The following is a 14,777-nucleotide window of genomic DNA, read 5'->3' on the forward strand; positions in this document are numbered from 1 at the left end:
CCGGCGCGGGTGCCTCGGTCAGGGGTAGGTGGTCAGGTACTGCTGCTGGGCGGCGGCGTTCGCGGTGCCGCCGGCGTTGTTGATCACCCGGTTGATGGTGCCGACGCCGCCGAGCGAGACGGTGACCATGTTGGTGAACCGCACGTTCGGGTTGATGGGCACCTCGAAGGACCGTTCTTCGACGACCGCGGGGTTGACGTTGAAGTAGGAGTAGCTGCCCAGACCGAACGCCTGATGGCTGGTGACCGAGTCGGCCACCTTGTACGCGGCGTAGCCCCGGGTCGTGCCGTTCATCCAGGCCGCCTGGTTGGGCGGGTCATAGGGCAATTCGTTCTGGTAGAAGTACGTCCTGCCGCCGTTGCCGTTCCAGAGAGTCTGGTACTTCTGGTAGTGCTCGACGAAGAGGCCGTACATCGTGACGTTGTCGCCGTTGACGGTCAGCCCGGTGTCGGCGGTGTTCAGCGTCCACCCGGTCGGTACGCCGCTGGCGGCGTGGTCGGCCCGCCACAGCCACATGTGATCGCCGATCACGTTGTCGCTGTTGACGGTCAACGTGTTGGTGGCCTTGCCGACGTGCGGCCCGCCGATGCGGAAGAACACGTCGTGCAGCGAGGTCGGGTTCGTGGCGTGGCTCGCCGACGAACCGGACGGGCCGACCTCCATCAGCACCGGCGAGTTGGTCGTGCCGGCCTCGAACATGAGGCCGGCCACCTTCACGCCGTCGACGTCGCCGACCCGCATCCCGACGCTGCCGTTGTCGGCCTGGATGGTGGCCAGGCCGAGACCGAGGACGACCGTGTCGGCCCGGTTGACCTGGATCGGCTCGGTGACGTGGTGCACGCCCGGGGTGAAGAGCAGGTGCCGGCCCTGGGCGAGGGCCGCGTTGATGGTGGCCGCGCTGGTGCCCGGCTGGACGATGTAGAACTGCGACAGCGAGATGGACGAGCCGGCCGGGGTCTTGTTGTACCAGCTGGTGCCGACGGAGTTGTTGCGCAGCGCCGGCACGAAGACCCGGTACTCACCGGTGCCGTCGATGTAGAGGAAGGGCTTCTCCCGCACCTGCGGGGTCTGCGCGATGACGGTGTGCGAGGGGTTGGGGAAGTGCGGCGGTGGAGCGCCGGTGACGCCCTGGAAGACCATGTTCCACACCGAGCCGGTCCAGCCGTTGCCGAACTCGCTGTTGCGGGAGTACCACTGCTGCTGCGACCCGGAGACGACCAGGCCGTCGATGCGGGTGTCGGCCAGCAGGCCGCCGCTGGACCACCCGTCGCCGCCGTTCCAGAGCTGGATCTGGTTCTGCGCGCCGCGCAGGTGCATCCGCCGGTACGGCGCCGCCTGGGACACGGCCCACCGCTCCACGGTCGTCCCGGCCGGCAGGGTCACCGACAGGTTCTCCGCGGCCCGCCAGAAGTTCTGGGTGGCGTTGCCGCCCATCCAGAACGCCTCGGTACGGACGTGTCCGTTGAGGTTCACGTCGTCCGGGCTCAACCCGAGGCCGGCGACCTGGGTGAAGAAGCCGAGGTTGACGTCGGCGGTGTAGGTGCCGGGCTTGAACAGCACGGCGTACCGCTGCGGGCCGAACTGGTTCTGCTCCTGCTGGGTGAACAGGCTGTTGAGCCGGCTCTGGATGGTCGACGTGGGGGTGCTCGGGTCGAAGACGAAGGTGTTCGGCCCGAGGTTCGGGTTGCGCGGGTCGGTCGTGTCGCCCGGGGGCTCGGTGGTCCCGCCGGTGGCGTTGACCGCCAGCTCCCACAGCGAGTAGCCGTACGCGGTGCCCCGGGCGGTGCCGTACACCCGCAGGTAACGGCCGCTGCCGGTGACGTCGAGCGACTGCGTGCCGCCGGCGCCGGTGGTGGTCGAGTAGATGGTGGCCCAGGTGTTGCCGTCGGCCGAGGTCTGGATCTGGAAGGCCCGGGCGTACGCGGCCTCCCAGGTCAGCACCACCCGGCAGATGGTCCGGGTGCTGCCGAGGTCGACACGCAGCCACTGTGGGTCGCTGGCCGCGCTGGCCCAGCGGGTGCCGGTGTTGCCGTCGACCGCGTTGGACGCCGCGAGACCGGCGTCCTGGGTGGACGAGGCCGTGGCCGGCTGACCCTGTGCGGCGTTGGTGCTGCCGCAGGTCGGCGTGGTGCCGCCGGTCTCGCCGTAGACCTGGAACTCCCACAGCGAGTAGCCGTAGCCGGTGCCCCGGGCGGTGCCGTAGATCCGCACGTACCGGCCGGCGCCGGTGACGGTGAGGTTCTGTGTGCCGCCGGTGCCGGTCGTGGTCGAGTAGATGGTGGTCCAGGTGGCTCCGTCGTCGGAGGTCTGGAGCTGGAACGCGCGGCCGTAGGCGCCTTCCCAGAGCAGGTTGACCGAGCTGAGGGTGGCCCGTGTGCCCAGGTCGACCTGGAGCCACTGCGGGTCGCTGAAGGCGCTGGCCCAGCGGGTGCCGGTGTTGCCGTCGACCGCGGCGGACGCCGGGGTGCCGGCGTTCTCGGTGGACGAGGCGGTGGCCGGGCGGCCCTGGGAGAGCAGGGTGGGAGCGGCCTGCGCCGGCAGGGCACCGGTCGGGCCGAGTGCCGCGACCAGGGCCGCCACGGTGAGCCCGGCGAGCAGGCGCCGGAGGCCGCGTCGGGGACGGGGTCGTACGGATGTAGCGCGAGATGTCATGACACTGCCTGTCGATAGGGGGCTACGGACGCGCGCAGGTGGGATCGAGCTCGCCTGCGGTGCCGTGGGTGGTGCCGCCGATGCGGCGCCGCGGGGACGGAGAGCGCTCTCGTAGGAGTGTTGCGGCGGGATTGCGACGGCGTCAAGACATCGATCTATAACACTGTTATTTATCCCGAAGGTTGGTTCTGGGCGATTCGGCCTCAGCGGCGTACGCCACCCTCGGTGAGGAACCGGGCGATCGGCAGTGTGGCAGCGCCCAACGCCACCGCGTCCACCCCGAGCCGGCACAGCTCGATCGACGCCTGCTCGTACGGCTGACGCAGCGCCTGCCGGCCGGCGGCCTCCCGGACGGCCGGAAGCAGGTCCCCCAGCGCCATGGCGGCCCAACCGCCGAGCACCACTCGCTCCGGGTTGAACAGGTTGATCAGGTTGGCCACGCCAGCGCCGAGGTAGCCGGCCGTGTCGTCCAGCACCCGGCGGGCGGTGGCCGAGGTCTCGGCGGCGGCGACCAGGGCGGCCAACTGCGACTCCTCGTCCTCGCCCGGCACCGGTCGGCCCCGACGCGCCTCCCGATAGCGGTCGATGATCGCCTCGGCGCCCACGTACGCCTCCAGGCAGCCACGGGCGCCGCACCGGCAGGCCCGGCCGCCGTACACCAGGGTGGTGTGGCCCCACTCCCCCGCGCTGCTGGACGCACCCCGGTAGGTGGCGCCGTTGGTGACCACGGACGCGCCGACACCGGAGCCGACCAGCGCGAAGACGGCGTGCCGGGCGCCCCGGCCCGCGCCGAACCACATCTCCGCCTGGCCGAGCGTCTTCGCGCCGTTGTCGATGTGCAGCGGCAGGGTGGTGCCCGCACCGATCAGACGCTCCAGCGGCACCCGGTCCCAGCCGAGGGCCTGAGCGTGCACCACGGCCTGGACGCCCTGTTCGACGACCCCGGAGACGCCGATGCCGACGCCGAGCACGTCCGCCGGGGCGACGCCGGCCCGGCCGGTCACCGCGTCGATGCCGGCGAGCACGTGCCCGGACACCACGGCGGGCTCGGTACGGGCCGGGTCGAGCGGGTACTCGATGCTGGACAACAGGGTCATCGCGAAGTCGAACAGCTCGACCCGGACCCGGGTCTCGCCCACGTCCACCCCGATCACGAAGGCGAACCGGGGTGCGACCCGCAGCAGCATGCTGGGCCGGCCACCGTCGGACTCGGCGGCGCCGGCCTCGGCGACCAACCCCTCGTCGATCAGGTCGGCCACCACGTTGCTCACCGCCGGCTGGCTCAGCCCGGTGCTGCGCACCAGGTCCTGCCGGGTGAGCGGAGCGTCGAGGAAGAGCTTGGTCAGCAGGGCGGACCGGTTGCGCAGCCGCACGGTGCGGTTCGTGGCGCGGGCCAGCTCCACTCGTCACCTCGTTCCCGTCGGCCGTTCGAGGCGACTGTAACCGCCTCGTGCTTGACGACCCACTTGCCAGCTACTTTAATGACGACATTCATTAAGCCGTGATGTAACTCCCGGGAAACGCCGGCGGACCCCCGGCGGCGCACCCCCGAAACCATCCGCACAGCCGGCCGTCCGTCGCCCCCATCCCCACGACGACGGATGCCGGCGGACCCCCACACGTACCGGAAGGGCTGACCGTGTCGAGACGACACCTCGGGATATTCACCGCCGCCGTACTGGCCGCCGCCTCGCTGACCGCCTGCGGCGGCTCGGGCGACGACGACGCCGGAGCGGGCAAGACCCTCACCTACTGGGCCAGCAACCAGGGCCCCAGCCTGGAGGCCGACAAGACCATCCTCCAGCCCGAGCTGGACAAGTTCGAGAAGCAGAGCGGCATCAAGGTCAACGTCGAGGTGGTCCCCTGGTCGGACCTGCTCAACCGGCTGCTCGCCGCCGCCGCCTCGGGCAAGGGCCCGGACGTGGTGAACATCGGTAACACCTGGTCGGCGTCGCTGCAGGCCACCGGCGCGTTGGTCGAGTTCGACGACGCCACCCTGCAGGCCGTCGGCGGCAAGGACCGGATCGTGCCCGCCGCGCTCGCCGCCGCCGGCGCCGAGGGCAAGCCGCCGGCCGCCGTGCCGATCTACAGCCTGGCGTACGCCCTGTACTACAACAAGAAGGCGTTCGCCGACGCCGGCATCACTGCCCCGCCGACCACCTGGGAGCAGCTCGCCGAGGACGGCAAGAAGCTCACCAAGGGCGGCAAGTGGGGCCTGGCGATCGAGGGCGCCAACCCGTCGGAGAACGCGCACCACGCCTTCGCCTTCGGCCAGCAGTACGGCGGCAACTGGTTCGACTCGGCCGGCAAGCCGACCTTCGACACCCCGGAGAACGTCTCGGCGGTGAAGCGCTACATCGACTTCATGGCCGCTGACAAGATCACCAACCCGAGCAACGCCGAGTACGCGCAGAACCAGTCGGTCTCCGACTTCGCCAACGGCAAGGCCGCCATGCTGCTGTGGCAGGCCGCCGGCTCCAACCTGAAGTCGCAGAACATGCCCGCCGACGCGTACGGGGTCGCCCCGGTGCCGTTCCTGGCCAGCCCGCCGGCCGGCGGCAAGAAGGTCAACAGCATGGTCGCCGGGATCAACATCGCGGTCTTCAAGCACACCAAGAACAAGGACGGTGCGCTGAAGTTCGTGAAGTTCATGACCAGCGACGAGGAGCAGACGATCCTCAACAAGACGTACGGCTCGCTGCCGGCCGTGAAGACCGCGGGCTCCGACCCGGCCTTCAGCGCCCCGGAGCAGAAGACGCTCCAGGAGACCCTGGTCACCAGCGCCGCGCCGCTGCCGCAGGTGCCGGACGAGAGCACCTTCGAGACCCTGGTCGGCACCGCGATGAAGGAGCTGTTCGCCGAAGCGGCGAGCGGCAAGCCGGTCACCGAGGAGTCGGTGAAGAAGAAGCTGACCGACGCCCAGCAGAAGATGCGCTGACCGAGGCAGCACCGGTGGCCGTGGCCGGGCTCGTCGCCCCGCCACGGCCACCGCCTCCGAGAGGACCCTGATGGCAACCAGCACCACCGCGCCGGACGCCGAACGGCGCGAACCCCGGGCCGGCTCACCGGCCCGGGGGCCGTCCCGCCGGCCCCGCGGCCCCCGCCGCTCGCTCCTGCCGTACCTGCTGCTCGCCCCGGCCGTCGTACTGGAACTCGCCGTCCACGTGATCCCGATGGTGGTCGGGGTCTGGATGAGCCTGCTGGAGTTGACCCAGTTCCACATCCGCGACTGGTCCACGGCGCCCTTCATCGGCCTGGAGAACTACAAGGCGACGCTCGACTTCAACAGCGCCGCGGGCCGGGAGCTGCTGCACTCGTTCTGGGTCACCCTGATCTACAGCGTGCTCTCGGTGGCGCTGGCCTGGCTGCTCGGTATCTCCGCGGCGGTCGTGCTGCAACGGCCGTTCCGTGGTCGGGCGATCCTGCGGGCGCTCTTTCTCACCCCGTACGCGCTGCCGGTCTACGCCGCCGTGATCACCTGGAGTTTCCTGCTCCAGCGGGACACCGGCCTGGTCAACCACGTGCTGGTCGATCAGCTCGGGCTGCTCAACGAGCGCCCCTTCTGGCTGATCGGCGACAACAGCTTCTGGTCGCTGCTGGTGGTGTCGGTCTGGCGCAACTGGCCGTTCGCCTTCCTGTGCCTGATGGCCGGCCTGCAGAACGTCCCCGGCGAGATGTACGAGGCCGCCGCGATCGACGGTGCCGGGTTCTGGCGCCGGCTGCGCTCGGTCACCCTGCCCATGCTGCGGCCGGTGAACCTGGTGCTGCTGCTGGTGCTGTTCCTCTGGACCTTCAACGACTTCAACACCCCGTTCGTGCTCTTCGGCGGCTCCGCGCCCGAGCAGGCCGATCTCATCTCCATCCACATCTACCGCAGCTCCTTCAAGACCTGGGACTTCGGCTCGGGCTCGGCGATGTCGGTGGCACTGCTGCTGTTCCTGCTGGTCGTCTCGGCCGGCTACCTGCTGATCACGAACCGCCGGAGGGACCATGCGTGAGACCGCCGGTGAGCGCTGGGGTCGACGCATCGTCCTGACCCTGCTCACCCTCTTCGTCGTCATCCCGCTCTACGTGATGATCACCTCCGCGGCGAAGCCGTTGCAGGACGTGCAGAACGGGTTCACCTGGTGGCCCAGCCGGCCCACCCTGCAACCGTTCATCGACATGTGGAGCACCGTGCCGCTGGCGCGCTACCTGATGAACAGCCTGGTGGTGTCGAGCATCGCGGCGGTCTGCTCGGTGGCGGTGGCGATCTTCGCCGCGTTCGCCGTGAGCCGGTACCGGTTCCGTGGCCGCGGCGTCTTCACGGTGACGGTGCTGTCCACCCAGATGTTCCCCGGCATCCTGTTCCTGCTGCCGCTCTTCCTGATCTACGTCAACCTGGGCAACGCCACGGGCATCGAGCTGTACGCCAGCCGCACCGGCCTGATCATCACGTACCTGACCTTCTCGCTGCCGTTCTCGATCTGGATGCTGGTCGGCTACTTCGACTCGATCCCCCGAGGGCTGGACGAGGCGGCGCAGGTCGACGGCGCCGGGCCGCTGCGCATCCTGTTCCGGGTCATCCTGCCGGCCGCCATCCCCGGCGTCGTCGCGGTCACCGTGTACGCCTTCATGACCGCCTGGGGTGAGGTGCTCTTCGCCTCGGTGATGACCGACGAGGGCAGCCGCACCCTGGCCGTCGGCCTGCAGGGCTACTCCACCCAGTTCAACGTCTACTGGAACCAGATCATGGCCGCCTCGCTGGTGGTCAGCATCCCGGTCGTCGCCGGGTTCCTCGCCTTGCAGCGCTACTTCGTCGCCGGCCTGACCGCCGGCGCTGTCAAGTGAGTCATTTCACCACAGAGGAGAACCATCCCGTGCCGGACCTGTCCAAGCTGCCGCCCGACTTCCTCTGGGGTGTCGCCACGGCGGCGTACCAGATCGAGGGGGCCGTCGACGTCGACGGCCGGGCGCCGTCCATCTGGGACACCTTCTCCGCGGCCCCCGGCAACGTCGACAACGGCGACACCGGCGCGGTGGCCTGCGACCACTACCACCGGTGGCCGGAAGACCTGGCGCTGGTGCGTCGGCTCGGCGTGGACGCGTACCGGTTCTCGGTGGCCTGGCCCCGGGTGATGCCCGACGGCGTCGGCGCGGTGAACACCGCCGGTCTGGACTTCTACGACCGTCTGGTGGACACGCTGCTCGCCGACGGCGTCCGGCCGTTCGTCACGCTCTACCACTGGGACCTGCCGCAGGCCCTGCAGGACCGGGGCGGCTGGCCGCAGCGCGCCACCGCCGAGGCGTTCGCCGACTACGCGGCGGTGGTCGCCGCCCGCCTCGGCGACCGGGTGGCCGACTGGAGCACCGTCAACGAGCCGCTCTGCGTGTCCTGGATCGGGCACCTGGAGGGGAAGATGGCCCCCGGCGAGCGGGACCTGACCCGCGCGGTGCACACCTCGCACCACGTGCTGCTCGGGCACGGCCTGGCCACCCAGGCGGTCCGGGCCAACGCGTCCCGGCCGGCGTCGATCGGCCTGGTGCTCAACCTGAGCCCGATCGAGGCGGCGACCGACCGGCCGGAGGACATCGCGGCGGCCCGGCGAGCGGACGGGCACGTCAACCGCTGGTGGCTGGACCCGATCCACGGGCGCGGCTACCCGGCCGACATGATCGCCACGTACGGGGTCGAGCCGCCGGTGCGCGGCGACGACCTGACGGTCATCGCGACGCCCACCGACTACCTCGGGGTGAACTACTACTTCCGCCAACTCGTGGTCGACGACCCGACCGGCGCGGCGCCGTACGCCCGGCAGGTGCCGGTGCCCGGCTCGGTGGAGACCGCGATGGGCTGGGAGAACTACCCGCCCGGGCTGGAGCGACTGCTGGTCGACGTGCACGAGGAGTACCGGCCGGGCCGGATCATCGTCACCGAGAGCGGCTCGGCGTGGCCGGACGAGGTCACCGCGGACGGCACCGTGGAGGACAAGGAACGCACCGATCACCTGGAGCAGCACCTGGCGGCCTGCGCGTCGGCGGTGGCCCGGGGCGTTCCGCTGGGCGGCTACTTCGTCTGGTCGCTGCTGGACAACTTCGAGTGGGCGTACGGCTATGACAAGCGCTTCGGGCTGGTGCACGTGGACTACGCCACCCAGCGCCGGACGGTGAAGGCGAGCGGCCTGCGCTATGCCGAGCTGATCCGCGCCCACCAGCGATTCGCCGGGGCGACCAGCACCGCCACGCAGGTGGCCTGAACGGGGGCCGGCGAATCCGGAGACCCTGGGCGCCGCGTCGAGCGGCGCCCAGGGCGTTCCGTCCGCCGACCGGCGCTCAGTCCAGGACGCGGCGGGCCAGCGACGGCGGCAGCCGGCTGGCGAGCAGCCATCAGGCGCCGGTCGGGGCCAACAACAGCCCGCGGACGCCGGCGACGGTCGTGCCGGTCCCAGCGAGGTCAGCGAGCCGCTGAGACCCATCACCGCGCCGGCGATGAGTCCGTGGGCGCTGCGGTGGTGGCATCGGCGGGCAAGGTCGCGTGGCTGGCCAGGCGGGCGTCTGTCGAGTCCAGCCAGCGGACGACGGCCTCCAGCCGGAACAGTTCGGCGTCGACGACGAGACCGAGACCGATGTCCTCCGGCACGGCGTCGGCCTTGAGGTGGGTGTAGCGCTGCATCTCTTCGATGATCCGCCGCCGGTGGGCCTGGAGGATCTCGGTGACGTCGACCTGGGGCAGGCGCATCGCCACCTGCACCTTCATCACCAGCTCGTCGCGGGGTGGTGGCCCGGCGTCGGGCGGGGTGCGCAGCCAGCTGTGCACCTCCCGCTCGCCGTCGGCGGTGAGCCGGTAGCGCTTCTGTGTGCCTTCCCGGCCCGCGTCGTCGGACTCGACGTGCCCCTCGCGCTCCAGGCGTTGGAGGGTGGTGTAGACCTGCCCGACGTTGAGCGGCCAGACCTCGCCGGTGCGCGCCTCGAACTCCTGCCGGAGTTGGAGACCGTACTTCGGTGCCTCGGTGAGCAGCGCCAGGATGGCGTGACGAATGCTCACCGTCCATCACCGCCAGTCAACATACTCGGTATAATACACAGTATTATCGACCTGCACGGCCCTGCCGATGTCCATCCACAGTCGCCTTCACGTTCGGGACAAACCGCCGCCAGCGGTCCCGTCGACGGCTAGCCTGCGTCAGTGGCCGCAGGAGCCGACGAGGTCGCGCCGTCCGACACCGGTCCCCGGCTATCCGACACGGACCGGTTGACGGCGTTCAGCGACGGCGTGTTCGCCATCGTCATCACGCTGCTGGTCATCGAGTTGCGGGTGCCGGAATACCACGAGGGTGAGCTGCTGGCCGGGCTGCTCGACGAGGGCGCCTCCTACCTCGCCTTCCTGGTGTCCTTCGTCTACGTCGGGGTGATCTGGCTCAACCACCACGCGCTGGTCCGCCTGATCCGCGCGACCACCCTCGCGCTGAGCTGGATCAATCTCGGCATTCTCTTCGGCGCGGTGATCATCCCGTTCCCCACGGCGGTGCTGGCGTCGGCGTTCACCCACGGCAACGCCGCCGACCGGCGTGCGGCCGTCGCCCTGTACGCGCTGGCCGCCGCGCTCATGTCGGCGCCGTGGCTGGTGTTCTTCGGCTACCTGCGCCGCCACCCCACGCTGCTCCAGAGTGGGATCCGCCCCGACTACGTCCGTGCGCAGCGGCTGCGACCGGTCACCGGCCTGGTCCTGTACGGGCTCAGCGGCCTGCTCGGCTGGTTCGTCGACCCGCTGCTGGGCCTGATCGGCATCATCGTGATGATCAGCTATCACGCGGTGACCAGCGAGGGTCTGCCCCGGTGGCTCACGCGTCGCTGACCGTGCGCAGTCGAGGCAGGTCGGCCGGGGTGTCCACGTCGACCGGTGAGCCGGCGTCGTCGCAGGGCACCTCGACCACGAGATCGGGGCGGGCGCGCAGCAGGTCGCGGGCGCCCCGGTCGCCGACGGCGTACCTGTCTAGCAGTGGCCAGGTCGCCCGGCCGAGCAGCACCGGGTGCCCCGGCCGGCCGGCGTAGGTGGCGACCGCGACGACGGCACCCCCGGCGTACGCGGCCCGCACCCGGTGCACCGCGACCGGGCTGAGCAGCGGCTGGTCGACGAGGACCACCACGGCCGCCGGGACGTCGGCCGGCAGCGAGGCGAGCCCTCGACGCAGCGACGAGCCCAGCCCCTCCGGCCAGCGATCGTGGCGCACCGGCACCGCTCCGGGCAGCTCCGGCAGCTCGTCGGCGCCCGCGCCGACCACCACGTGCACCGGCGCGCAGCCGCCGACGGTCAGCAACCGGATGCCGTGCCGCACCAGCGGCTCGCCGGCCCACTCGACCAGCGCCTTCGGCCGGCCGTACCGCCGCCCGGCCCCGGCGGCCAACAACAGCCCGGCGGTCGCCGGCGGGTCTGGCACCCGGTCACCTCCCTTTCACGACCTACTGTGGTATTCGCCCGCATATGTACCGGTAAAGCTAGTCTGGCCCGGTGCAGGAGAGACCCGGGAACGAGGCAACCAGCGACGAGCGGCACTCGTCCCAGGTGACGGTCGAGGTCAACGACGTACGGCGGGAGCTGACCCTGGACAACCGCAGCACGTTGCTGGACGCCCTGCGCGAGCGGCTCGACCTGACCGGGGCGAAGAAGGGCTGCGACCACGGCCAGTGCGGCTCCTGCACCGTGCTGCTGGACGGCCGCCGGGTGAAGAGCTGCCTGGTCCTCGCGGTCACTCTGGACGGCCGGTCGGTCCGCACCGTGGAGGGCCTGTCCGGTCCGGACGAGCTGTCCCCACTCCAGGCCGCGTTCATCGCGCACGACGCGTTCCAGTGCGGCTACTGCACGCCCGGCCAGCTCTGCTCCGCCCGCGGCATGCTCGACGAGGTCGCCCAGGGCTGGCCCAGCGTCGTCACCGGCGACCTCACCGCGCCGGCCGAGCTGACCGACGCCGAGATCCGCGAGCGGATGGCCGGCAACCTGTGCCGCTGCGCCGCGTACCCGCACATCGTCGCGGCCGTCCGCGAGACGGCGGCGAAGCGGTGAGACCGTTCCGCTACCACCGGCCCGCCGACGTGGCCGAGGCGGTCGCCGTGCTGGCCGGTGAGCCGCAGGCCGCGTACCTGGCCGGCGGCACCAACCTGGTGGACCTCATGAAGCTCGGGGTGCAGCGGCCCGACCTGCTGGTCGACGTGACGCGGCTGCCGTTGGACGCCGTCGAGGAGCTGCCCGACGGCGGGCTGCGGATCGGCGCGACGGTCCGCAACAGCGACCTCGCCGCTCACCGGGTGGTCCGCCGGGACTACCCGGTGCTGGCCCGCGCACTGCTCGCGGCCGCCTCCGGTCAGCTCCGCAACCTCGCCACCACCGGTGGCAACCTGTTGCAGCGCACCCGCTGCGTCTACTTCCAGGACACCGGCAAGGCGTGCAACAAGCGCGAACCCGGCAGCGGCTGCGCCGCCCGGCACGGCCAGAACCGCGACCTGGCCGTGCTGGACTGGTCCGACGAGTGCGTCGCCACCCACCCCTCCGACCTCGCCGTCGCCCTCGCCGCGTTGGACGCCGTGGTCGAGGTGCACGAGGTGGACGGCCCCCGCGACGTCCCGCTCGCCGCGCTGCACCGCTCGCCCGGCGCGCATCCGGAACGGGAGACCACCCTCGCCCGGGGTGCGCTGATCACCGCCGTCCGGCTGCCGGCGCTGCCGGCCGCCCGACGCTCGGCGTACCTCAAGGTGCGCGACCGGGCGTCGTTCGCCTTCGCCGTCGGGTCGGTGGCCGCGGTGCTCGACCTCGACGGGGACGTGGTCCGCGACGTCCGGCTGGCGTACGGGGCGGTGGCACACCGGCCGTGGCGGGCCTACCGGGCCGAGGAGGAGCTGCGGGGCCAGCCGTTCACCCCGGAGCTGGCGGCACAGGCCGCCGATGCCGAACTGGCCGAGGCACGCCCGTTGCGGCACAACGGCTTCAAGCTGCCGCTGACCCGGGCCATCACGGTCCGGGCGCTCACCGAGCTGGCCGCAAGGCCGGCCGCGACATGAGCGGCGGCGCGGTCGGCCGGTCGTACCCCCGGCTCGAGGGCCGGGAGAAGGTCACCGGCACGGCACGGTACGCGGTGGAGTACCCGGTCGACGGGATCACCTACGGCTGGGCGGTGCCGGCGGCGGCGGTCCGGGGCCGGATCACCCGGGTCGACACCGCGCCGGCGCTCGCGGTGCCCGGCGTGCTGGCCGTGCTGCACCACGGCAACGCGCCCCGGCTCGCGCCCGGCTCGGAGCCGGAGCTGTGGCTGCTGCAGGAGCCCGCCGTGCGCTACCGCGGGCAGCTGATCGCGGTGGTGGTGGCCACCACGCTGGAGGCTGCTCGGGAGGGCGCCCGGCTGGTCCGTATCGATTACGACGCCGGGCCGCACAGCACCGTGCTCACCGCCGACCACCCCGGCCTGTACCGGCCGGAGCACGTCAATCCCAGCTACCCGACGGACACCGCCGAGGGCGACTTCGACGCCGGGTACGCGGCCGCCCCGATCCGGGTGGACGCCACGTACCGGACACCGGCGTACCACAACAACCCGATGGAGCCGCACGCCACGACGGCGCAGTGGCATGACGGGCGGCTGCTGGTGCACGACTCCAACCAGGGCGCTTCGCCGGTGCAGGCCATGCTGGCCGAGCTGTTCGAGCTGCCCACGGAGTCGATCCGGGTGGTCGCCCGGCACGTCGGCGGCGGCTTCGGCAGCAAGGGGTTCGCCAAGGCCGCGGTGGTGCTGGCCGCCCTCGCCGCCCGCCACGTGGACCGGCCGGTCAAGCTGGCGCTGACCCGGCAGCAGCTGTTCGGGCCGGTCGGCTACCGCACCCCCACCATCCAGCGGGTCCGGCTCGCCGCCGACGCCGATGGGCGGCTCACCGCCGTCTGCCACGACGCGATCAGCCAGACCTCGACCATCCGGGAGTTCGCCGAGCAGACCGCCGTCTACACCCGCAGCATGTACGCCGCGCCACACCGCCGCACCACGCACCGGCTGGTCCGCCTCGACGTCCCCACGCCGTTCTGGATGCGCGCCCCGGGCGAGTGCCCCGGCGCGTACGCCCTGGAGTCGGCGATGGACGAGCTGGCCACCGAGGTCGGCATCGACCCGGTGGAGCTGCGGATCCGCAACGACCCGGCGGTCGACCCCGACCAGGGAAAGCCGTTCACCAGCCGCAACCTGGTGGCCTGCCTCCGCGAGGGCGCCGAGCGGTTCGGCTGGCCGGACCGCGATCCCACGCCCCGGTCCCGCCGCGACGGCCGCTGGCTGGTCGGCACCGGAATGGCCGGATCGAGCTACCCGGCCCGGTCGATGCCGGCCTCGGCGACCGCCACCGCCCGACCCGACGGCAGTTTCCTGATCCGGATCGACGCCACCGACATCGGCACCGGCGCCCGGACCGCGATCTGGCAGGTCGCCGCCGACGCGCTGGGCGTACCGCCGGAGCGGGTCGAGATCCGCATCGGCGACAGCGACCTGCCGACGGCCCGGCTGGCCGGCGGCTCGATGGGCACCGCCACGTGGAGCTGGGCGGTGATCCGGGCCGCTCAGGCGCTGCGCGAGAAGCTGCGGGACACTCCGCTGGCGGACAGCGAGGTGACCGCCGCGGTGAACACCGAGGAGGAGGTGGGCGGGCAGCCCACCCTCCCCCGGTACGCGTACGGGGCGCAGTTCGTCGAGGTGCGGGTCGACGCGGACACCGGCGAGGTGCGGGTGAACCGGATGCTCGGCGTGTTCGCCGCCGGGCGGGTGGTCAACCCGGCGACCGCGCGCAGTCAGCTCATCGGCGGCATGACGATGGGGCTGTCGATGGCGCTGCACGAGGAGGGTGTGCTCGACGAGCGGTACGGCGACTGGGTCAACCACGACCTGGCCACCTACCACATCACCGGCTGCGCGGACGTGGAGCAGATCGAGGCGTACTGGGTGGACGAGTCCGACGACGAGCTGAACCCGGCCGGGGTGAAGGGCATCGGCGAGATCGGCATCGTCGGCACCGCGGCGGCGGTCGCCAACGCCGTGCACCACGCCACCGGCGTACGGATCCGGGACCTGCCGATCCGACTGGACAAGCTGATCAGCCCATCACCCTTGGCTTAAATAAGC

At 71.5% G+C, this 14,777-nt stretch carries 12 protein-coding genes; 8 read left to right on the forward strand and 4 right to left on the reverse strand.

Annotated features, from left to right (window positions below; translation table 11 throughout):
• Window positions 1-18 precede the first annotated feature (18 nt).
• Both V6V47_RS07080 and V6V47_RS07085 read right to left on the reverse strand, forming a co-directional pair.
• Window positions 19-2,652: a discoidin domain-containing protein gene (locus V6V47_RS07080; protein ID WP_334627228.1), complete on the reverse strand. Its 2,634-nt coding sequence runs from the start codon at window positions 2,650-2,652 to the stop codon at window positions 19-21.
• A 203-nt stretch (window positions 2,653-2,855) separates the two neighbouring features.
• Entirely contained in the window at window positions 2,856-4,055 is a 1,200-nt protein-coding gene (locus tag V6V47_RS07085) for an ROK family transcriptional regulator (RefSeq protein WP_334627229.1), read from the reverse strand.
• 236 nt (window positions 4,056-4,291) lie between these two features.
• On the opposite strand from V6V47_RS07085, the gene V6V47_RS07090 reads away from it, so the two are divergent.
• The 4 genes from V6V47_RS07090 (at window position 4,292) to V6V47_RS07105 (ending at window position 8,888) form a co-directional block, all read left to right on the forward strand.
• Window positions 4,292-5,590 (forward strand): ABC transporter substrate-binding protein, encoded by a 1,299-nt coding sequence (locus V6V47_RS07090; RefSeq protein ID WP_334627230.1) that lies wholly within the window; start codon window positions 4,292-4,294, stop codon window positions 5,588-5,590.
• Between the two features lie 70 nt (window positions 5,591-5,660).
• Window positions 5,661-6,650, forward strand: a complete 990-nt coding sequence (locus tag V6V47_RS07095) for a carbohydrate ABC transporter permease (RefSeq protein WP_334627231.1) — start codon at window positions 5,661-5,663, stop codon at window positions 6,648-6,650.
• Complete coding sequence (locus V6V47_RS07100; RefSeq protein WP_334627233.1) at window positions 6,643-7,482, forward strand: carbohydrate ABC transporter permease; 840 nt, start codon at window positions 6,643-6,645, stop codon at window positions 7,480-7,482. The genes V6V47_RS07095 and V6V47_RS07100 overlap by 8 nt, the downstream gene beginning before the upstream one ends.
• A 29-nt stretch (window positions 7,483-7,511) precedes the next feature.
• Window positions 7,512-8,888, forward strand: coding sequence for a GH1 family beta-glucosidase (locus tag V6V47_RS07105; RefSeq protein WP_334627234.1), 1,377 nt, complete (start codon window positions 7,512-7,514; stop codon window positions 8,886-8,888).
• A gap of 218 nt (window positions 8,889-9,106) precedes the next feature.
• Here V6V47_RS07105 and V6V47_RS07110 read toward each other — a convergent pair whose 3' ends face one another.
• The gene (locus V6V47_RS07110) at window positions 9,107-9,676 is read right to left on the reverse strand and encodes a PadR family transcriptional regulator (RefSeq protein WP_334627235.1); all 570 of its coding nucleotides are present in this window, start codon (window positions 9,674-9,676) and stop codon (window positions 9,107-9,109) included.
• 141 nt (window positions 9,677-9,817) lie between these two features.
• On the opposite strand from V6V47_RS07110, the gene V6V47_RS07115 reads away from it, so the two are divergent.
• A complete protein-coding gene (locus V6V47_RS07115; protein WP_334627236.1) occupies window positions 9,818-10,486 on the forward strand; it encodes a TMEM175 family protein in 669 nt (222 codons plus the stop codon).
• Here V6V47_RS07115 and V6V47_RS07120 read toward each other — a convergent pair.
• A complete protein-coding gene (locus V6V47_RS07120; protein ID WP_334627237.1) occupies window positions 10,473-11,069 on the reverse strand; it encodes a nucleotidyltransferase family protein in 597 nt (198 codons plus the stop codon). The two genes, V6V47_RS07115 and V6V47_RS07120, sit on opposite strands and share 14 nt — an antisense overlap.
• 71 nt (window positions 11,070-11,140) lie before the next feature.
• On the opposite strand from V6V47_RS07120, the gene V6V47_RS07125 reads away from it, so the two are divergent.
• Genes V6V47_RS07125 through V6V47_RS07135 form a run of 3 tightly spaced genes read left to right on the forward strand, consistent with a single transcriptional unit; the run spans window position 11,141 to window position 14,771 of the window.
• Window positions 11,141-11,692 carry a 2Fe-2S iron-sulfur cluster-binding protein gene (locus V6V47_RS07125; RefSeq protein WP_442934198.1) on the forward strand — a complete coding sequence of 184 codons (552 nt, stop codon included), beginning with the start codon at window positions 11,141-11,143 and terminating at the stop codon, window positions 11,690-11,692.
• Complete coding sequence (locus V6V47_RS07130) at window positions 11,689-12,684, forward strand: FAD binding domain-containing protein (RefSeq protein WP_334627238.1); 996 nt, start codon at window positions 11,689-11,691, stop codon at window positions 12,682-12,684. The genes V6V47_RS07125 and V6V47_RS07130 overlap by 4 nt, the downstream gene beginning before the upstream one ends.
• Window positions 12,681-14,771 (forward strand): xanthine dehydrogenase family protein molybdopterin-binding subunit, encoded by a 2,091-nt coding sequence (locus tag V6V47_RS07135; protein WP_334627239.1) that lies wholly within the window; start codon window positions 12,681-12,683, stop codon window positions 14,769-14,771. The genes V6V47_RS07130 and V6V47_RS07135 overlap by 4 nt, the downstream gene beginning before the upstream one ends.
• The last annotated feature ends 6 nt before the right edge of the window (window positions 14,772-14,777 follow it).

This window comes from Micromonospora sp. CPCC 205539, from assembly GCF_036906815.1.
GTDB lineage: Bacteria > Actinomycetota > Actinomycetes > Mycobacteriales > Micromonosporaceae > Micromonospora.